Genomic DNA, 6529 nt, shown 5'->3' on the forward strand with positions numbered 1-6529 from the left:
TACGGCGGGCGACTTCACCAACGATATGTCTCCATCGACAGACCTGCGGGAACACCGCGAGTTCGCCTCTGAAATCAAATTTGTTGTCCCCCGTCCCCTCGCGGATCAAATTCGGGATTGGACGCGCGCCCGACTGTCGCCCGATCCGAATGGGGCCGGGAATCTGAGCGACGTCTATCGCATCACCAGCCTCTACTTCGACACCGAACAATTCGAGGTCTACCATCGCAAAGGATCGTTTGGCCGGAGCAAGTATCGAATTCGCAGGTACGGCTCCAGCGAGGTCGCGTTCCTGGAGCGCAAGCTCAAGACGCACGGGCTGGTCAGCAAGCGAAGAACGATCGTGCGGGTGGACGAATTGGAGCGGGTGTCCGGTCCGGCGGCGGAACGAAGCTGGGCCGGTTGCTGGTACCACCGACGTCTCCTGGCGCGGCAATTGAGGGCCGTTTGCCAGATTTCTTATGAACGCACCGCGCGCGTTTCCATGACCCGTTGCGGGCCGATCCGACTGACACTGGACAATGCCATTTGCGCGCGACCGGTGAGCGGGATCGCATTTACCGCCGCGGGAGATGGCGCATTGTTACTGGAGCACGAGGTCATCGTTGAACTGAAATTTCGGTTTGAAATGCCGGCGCTGTTCAAACAACTGGTTGAAGAGTTTGGGTTGAACCCGAAACCCATCTCAAAATACCGGATGGCGGCCGCCGCGCTGGGATTGGTGGCGGAGCAAAATGCGAATCCAACCGTCACGCCGAATGGGGAAGCCTCTCTATGCCTGATTTCCTGAAATCACCGTTCGTCAATGGCCCGAGCGTCGCCCCGTTGGACGTTCTGGTTCGGCTGATTCTGGCGCTGGCACTGGGGGGCCTGGTGGCCTGGGTCTATTGCCGCACCCGAAAAAACTCGGGGATCGCAGCCTCGTTTCCCACGACGCTGGTCCTGCTCTCGATCCTGATTTGCATGGTCACACAGGTCATCGGGGACAACGTCGCCCGCGCCTTCAGTCTCGTCGGCGCGCTGTCGATCGTCCGTTTCCGTACGGTTGTCCGGGACACTCAGGACACGGCTTACGTCATTTTCGCCGTCGTCGTGGGCATGGCCGTGGGAGCAAGGGATCCGTGGGTTGCAGTCATTGGGATCGGCGTCGTCGGCGCGGCGGCATTTGCAATGATGGCCCGCGCCGGGGCGAAGTGGAAGTCTCGGCCTCCTTTCCTTTTGAGCCTCCGCGTGGGACTGGGGCATGATGTGGAAAAACTGATCGGTCACATACTCGACGCGCATCTTTTGGATCGCGAACTGATGTCCATCGGGACGGCGCGACAGGGGATTGCCGTGGACGTCGCGTATCAGGCGCGCCTCCGCGAAGACGGCGCGGCCGATGAATTGGTCAAGGCATTGAACCGCATTGAGGGAATTCAAGATGTTCAATTGGAGCGCCGGGGATTCGAAAGTGATTAACCCGCGATAAACTTGATGACGACTTTCGGAGGCGCCCCGCAAGCGGCCAAAACGAGCTGTATCGAAACCCGCTGTCCCGGCGGCTGGAGAATTGCAAGCCTGATGGACTTCCGCGGACAACGTCGGGTGTTCCTTCTCAACAATCCTTACGTGGAGAGCGCGGCGTGGCCGCTGGCCAACCCATGAGAACATCGCGCAATGCGCTCATGCTCGCGGCAGTCGCGACTTTCTCCGTGGCCATCTGCATCGCCCAGTTTGGCCCCCGCGGCGGGCGCGGCTTTCGCGGTGGCGACAACGGCCCGATGGTCCGGACCGAAGGCGGGGAGTGGGTCAACGAAGACACCGTACGCACGGCGCGCGAGACGGCTCCGCAAGTCACCGAGACACCTGACTGGACCAACGCGCCCGGATTTGAGAGGGACGTGTTCACCTTTGCCCGAATCATTTTCAAATCGCCGGGCCGTCCTGCGGTCATGGGCTGGATCAACGATTATCCGGACAGCGATTTGAATCTCTCCTTTCGGCTGCAGCAATTAACGTCCATGGGAGTCGATCCCGACGGGCGAGTGATAAAACTGAGCGACCCGGGACTCTCCCATTATCCGTTCATTTTTGCGGCGCAACCCGGAGGGATGGAGTTGAGCGATGAAGAAACTGGTATCCTGCGCAGGTATCTGCTCAACGGAGGCGTGTTCATGGCGGACGACTTCTGGGGAGCACGCGACTGGCAAAGGTTCGAGTCCCAAATGAAACGAGTCCTCCCGGAACGCGCCTGGGTCGAACTCCCGATGGAGCACCCCTTGTTTCACTGCGTATTAGACCTCAAAGGGCCCATGAACAATCTTCAAGCGCCCTCGATCCATTTCTGGAAGCGGAACTACGATCCCGCCAATCCGGAGGCCCGGGTTTCCGGCTTCCGCGGCGAAGGCTCGGAGGACATGCACGTGCGGGCGTGGCTGGACGACAAGCAGCGCATCATGATCATAGCCACGCACAACACCGACAACGGCGATGGCTGGGAACGCGAAGGCGAAAACGAGGTTTACTTCCATCAATTTTCAGAGACGCGCGCCTACCCGCTCGCCATCAACATTCTTTTTTACGTGATGACACACTGACGCGACGCACGCGCTCACCGGATCATCAGAAAAGCAACGACTGTCGGCGCCGGCTTCTGGTTTCCGCATTGAAACCAGCTCCCGACGCTGGCAACCTCCGCCGCATGGGTCATCTGAAACGCGCGCGCGAAGTCTTCGATCTCGAACTGGCGGGCCTTAAAGCCGTGCGCGCCCAGCTCGACAAGGCGTTCGACCGCGCGGTGGAACTGATTGTTGCCACGCTCCGGCAGCGCGGAAAAATCGTCGTCGTCGGCGTCGGAAAATCCGGAAACGTCGGGCAAAAGATCGCCGCCACGCTCACCAGCACGGGTTCGACAAGCGTCGTGCTCAACAGCGTGGACGCGCTGCACGGGGACGTGGGCGTCGTCAACGACGGCGATCTGATCCTCGCGCTCAGTTATTCCGGTGAGTCGGACGAAATGGTGAACCTGATGCCGGCGCTGAAACGGTTCGCGGTGAAAATCATTTGCCTGACCGGCGCGACCAAATCATCGGTCGCGCGCTTCAGCGACGTGACGTTGAACGTATGCGTGCCCAAGGAAGCCTGTCCGTTCAACCTCGCGCCCACCGCCAGCACCACGGCGATGCTGGTGATGGGGGACGCGCTGGCGATGGCCGTGCTCCAGGCGCGCGGCTTCGGAAAGACCGATTTCGCAAAGTATCATCCTTCGGGCGCGATTGGCCGCGCGTTGCTGCTGCGCGTCGGCGACATCATGCGCGCCGGTTCGCGCAATGCCGTCGCGCGGGAGACCCTGACCGTTGAACAGGCGCTGCTGGTGATGACGAAGGCGAAGTCGGGCAGCGTCAGTGTCGTGAATACGCGCGGCAGGCTGGTCGGCGTTTTCACCGATGGTGATCTGCGCCGCCGGCTGACCGCCGGGCACGATGTGCTCGCGGAAAGGCTGGCGAAAGTGATGACGCGACGGCCGGTCTGCATTCGCAACGACGCGCTGGCAGCGGAGGCGTTGAAGATTTTTGACGCGCGAAACATCGACGATTTGATCGTCGTCAACGCGCGGAACGAGCCGGTCGGTCTGGTGGATTCACAGGACCTGCCCAAGTTCAAGCTGATGTGAAAAACGCCCGGCGCTCCACCGTGCGTTCCGGAACGGAAATGGTTTGCGCCGACCGCGGCGCGCCGTTACAAATCCGCAACTCAAAATGAAAGGGCACTCCTGATGCGAACGATCATTTTCGCTGTTTGCGCCGCTTGCGTGCTGGCAACGACGGTTTCGTCCATAAGCGCCGAAGACATGAAAGATCCGCAACAAGTCAAAACGTTCAAACGCAGGACCACGAAGACCGTGGCTGCGCAGTATTTGCTTTATCTTCCCAAAGACTACGCCGCCGGGTCGAGGAAACGCTGGCCGCTGATGCTGTTCCTTCATGGCTCCGGCGAGCGCGGCACAAATATCACCAAGGTGGCCGTGCACGGTCCGCCCAAACTCGTCAAGCAGGGCAGGGATTTTCCGTTCATCATCGTCTCCCCGCAATGCCCGGCCAATCAGCGCTGGGACAACGACGTGTTGCTCGCGCTGCTCGATGAGGTCGAGGAGAAATACAAGGTGGACACCAGCCGCGTTTATCTCACCGGCCTGAGCATGGGCGGGTACGGCACCTGGAGCCTCGGCATGACGCATCCGGAATTGTTCGCGGCCATCGCTCCGATCTGCGGCGGGGGCGATCCGATTGATATTCTGCTCGCCGAGAAAAAGAAGGCCGGCGCGTTGAAATCGCTCGGCGTGTGGGCGTTTCATGGCGGCAAGGACCCGGTTGTGCCGCTGGCGGAATCGGAACGCATGGTGGAATCGTTGAAGAAACTCGGGTGCAGGGACGTGGAACTGACGGTCTATCCTGAGGCGCAGCACGATTCGTGGACCGAATCCTACAACAATCCGAAACTTTACGAATGGTTGCTTGCGCATCAGCGGAAATAGGTTTGCAAAAGGCCCGCGCCGGGCCAGTCTGGATGCATATGAAACTCTCCAACTTTGGGTTTGCTTGCGGACTTTTGACTTGGGCGACGCTGGCCTCACCCGCATCCGCGGCGGCGGATGGGCAAACGGTCGATTCGATCCTCGACAGGTACGTCGAAGCATCTGGAGGAAAGGCTGCGCTGGAAAAGATAAAGTCCCGCGCCGTCAAAGGGGATATCGATCTCCTGGGGACCACCTCGGACTGGCAGATGTCCGCCAAAGCCCCGAACAAGCAGCTCTCGGAATTGAACAGCGCAACGCTGGGGGTGATTACTGACGGGTTCGATGGAACGGTCGCCTGGTCGAAGAACCAGGCGGGAATCCGCGTCAAGGAGGGAGAGGAACTCGCCAAGACCAAACGCGATGCGGACTTTTATCGGGACGTGAAATTCAAGATCCTGTATCCCGACCTTGCTTACAAGGGGACCGAGAAGGTGGGCGACGAGGAAGTGCGCGTGCTGGAATCCAGACCCTCATCGTCGAGCAGGGAACGCTTTTCTTTCAGTTCGAAATCGGGCCTGCTCATCCGGCAGGAATCCGAACTGGAAGGGCCGCAGGGAAAAGTGATCGCCACCGTGCGGCTGGAGGACTTCCGGGCCGTGGACGGGGTCAAATACCCGTTCAACCTGAAGTTCAAGATCAATACCGGCGGACAGGACTTCGAGTTCGGAATCAAGGTCAAAGAGGTGAAGCACAATGTGGCGATCGAGGACGCGAAGTTCGCAAAACCGGCGGGGTGATCTCGTCGGCTTGAGGGGTCGGTCGAATCATTCAAGTCCGCTCGCCATTTTTGCGCGTTTCAAAACCTGTTGGGCCAGGGTCCGCGCTTTCGCCGCCCCGTCGCGCAAGACATCGTTCACGTAACCCGGGTTCGCCGCCAGCTCCGCGCGCTTCCCCCGCGCAGCGGCGAAGCAACTCCAGTAATGCTCGAACAACGCCTTCTTCAAATCACCGTATCCCAGTCCTCCGGCGCGTAACCGGTTTTCAAAGTCCTTCGCCGCGCCCGCCGGAGCGACGAGTTTGAGCAGTTGAATCGCGAGGTTTTTGTCGGCGTCAGGTTTGGGTTCCTGCGGCGTGCGGCTGTCCATGACGATGCCCATGACTTTTTTACGGATGACCTTTTCGTCTCCAAAAATCTCGATGGTGTTGCCATAGCTCTTGCTCATCTTCTGGCCGTCCGTACCGGGCACGACGGCGACCTCGTCGCGAATCTGCGGTTCTGGAATCACAAACGTCTGTCCGTAGGTTTCGTTGAACTTGGTGGCAATGTCGCGCGTCATCTCCACATGCTGCTTCTGGTCGCGTCCGACCGGCACCACGTTCGAATCGTAAATCAAAATGTCCGCCGCCATGAGCACCGGGTACGCGAAAATCCCGTGGTTCGGCGCGATGCCCCTTGCGATTTTGTCCTTGTAACTTGTCCCGCGCTCGAGCAGTCCCATCGGAGTGAGCGTGGTGAGCATCCAGGCCAGTTCTGTTACTTCCGGCACGTCAGACTGGCGGAAGAAAACGGATTTTTTGGGGTCAAGACCGCAGGCGAGGAAATCCAAGGCCACATCAATCGTGTTCTTGCGCCGCTCCTCCGCGTCGAAGAGCGACGTCATCGAGTGATAGTTCGCGATGAAATAAAACGCCTCGCCCTTGTCCTGCAGCTCGATGGCCGGCTTCATCATCCCGAAATAATTCCCGAGATGCAGCGCGCCGGAAGGCTGGATGCCGGACAAAATTCGCATGGGCGGAAGCTAACAACATCCCCGCGGCACGCAAACTGGAAAAACGTCCGGAGCATCCGTTTGCAGATTGACGCGCGAGGCGCGGGTCGCTTTCATTTATCGAGTCAACCGAATGACCACTCCCTGCCCATGCTTCAGGCGCGCCCGCTTGTTCCTTCTGGTCCTGGTCGCGATTCCTGTGGTGGCGGAGCGGCTGTGCGCCCAGGACAACTACGAGATTCAGGTTTATCCGTCAGAGACC

Annotated in this window: 7 protein-coding genes; 6 read left to right on the forward strand and 1 reads right to left on the reverse strand. The window is 59.7% G+C overall.

The features are described 5' to 3' along the window. The 6 genes from VN887_01260 to VN887_01285 form a co-directional block, all read left to right on the forward strand. Positions 1–790: polyphosphate polymerase domain-containing protein (locus VN887_01260; GenBank protein ID HXT38629.1), on the forward strand; the 790-nt coding region annotated here is incomplete at its 5' end. Next, entirely contained in the window at positions 775–1461 is a 687-nt protein-coding gene (locus tag VN887_01265; protein HXT38630.1) for a DUF4956 domain-containing protein, read from the forward strand. The genes VN887_01260 and VN887_01265, both read left to right, overlap by 16 nt. A 182-nt stretch (positions 1462–1643) precedes the next feature. Next, on the forward strand, positions 1644–2579 hold the full coding sequence (locus tag VN887_01270; GenBank protein HXT38631.1) for a DUF4159 domain-containing protein: 936 nt from the start codon (positions 1644–1646) through the stop codon (positions 2577–2579). Positions 2580–2683: 104 nt separating this feature from the next. Continuing rightward, complete coding sequence (locus VN887_01275) at positions 2684–3655, forward strand: KpsF/GutQ family sugar-phosphate isomerase (GenBank protein HXT38632.1); 972 nt, start codon at positions 2684–2686, stop codon at positions 3653–3655. A gap of 102 nt (positions 3656–3757) precedes the next feature. Further along, entirely contained in the window at positions 3758–4516 is a 759-nt protein-coding gene (locus VN887_01280) for a prolyl oligopeptidase family serine peptidase (GenBank protein ID HXT38633.1), read from the forward strand. Positions 4517–4590: 74 nt separating this feature from the next. After that, entirely contained in the window at positions 4591–5295 is a 705-nt protein-coding gene (locus VN887_01285) for a hypothetical protein (protein HXT38634.1), read from the forward strand. A gap of 27 nt (positions 5296–5322) precedes the next feature. On the opposite strand, the gene trpS is transcribed toward VN887_01285, so the two are convergent. Continuing rightward, entirely contained in the window at positions 5323–6288 is a 966-nt protein-coding gene (gene trpS, locus VN887_01290) for a tryptophan--tRNA ligase (protein HXT38635.1), read from the reverse strand. Positions 6289–6529 lie beyond the last annotated feature (241 nt).

This window comes from Candidatus Angelobacter sp. (assembly GCA_035607015.1).
In the GTDB taxonomy this organism is placed as follows: Bacteria; Verrucomicrobiota; Verrucomicrobiia; order Limisphaerales; family AV2; genus AV2.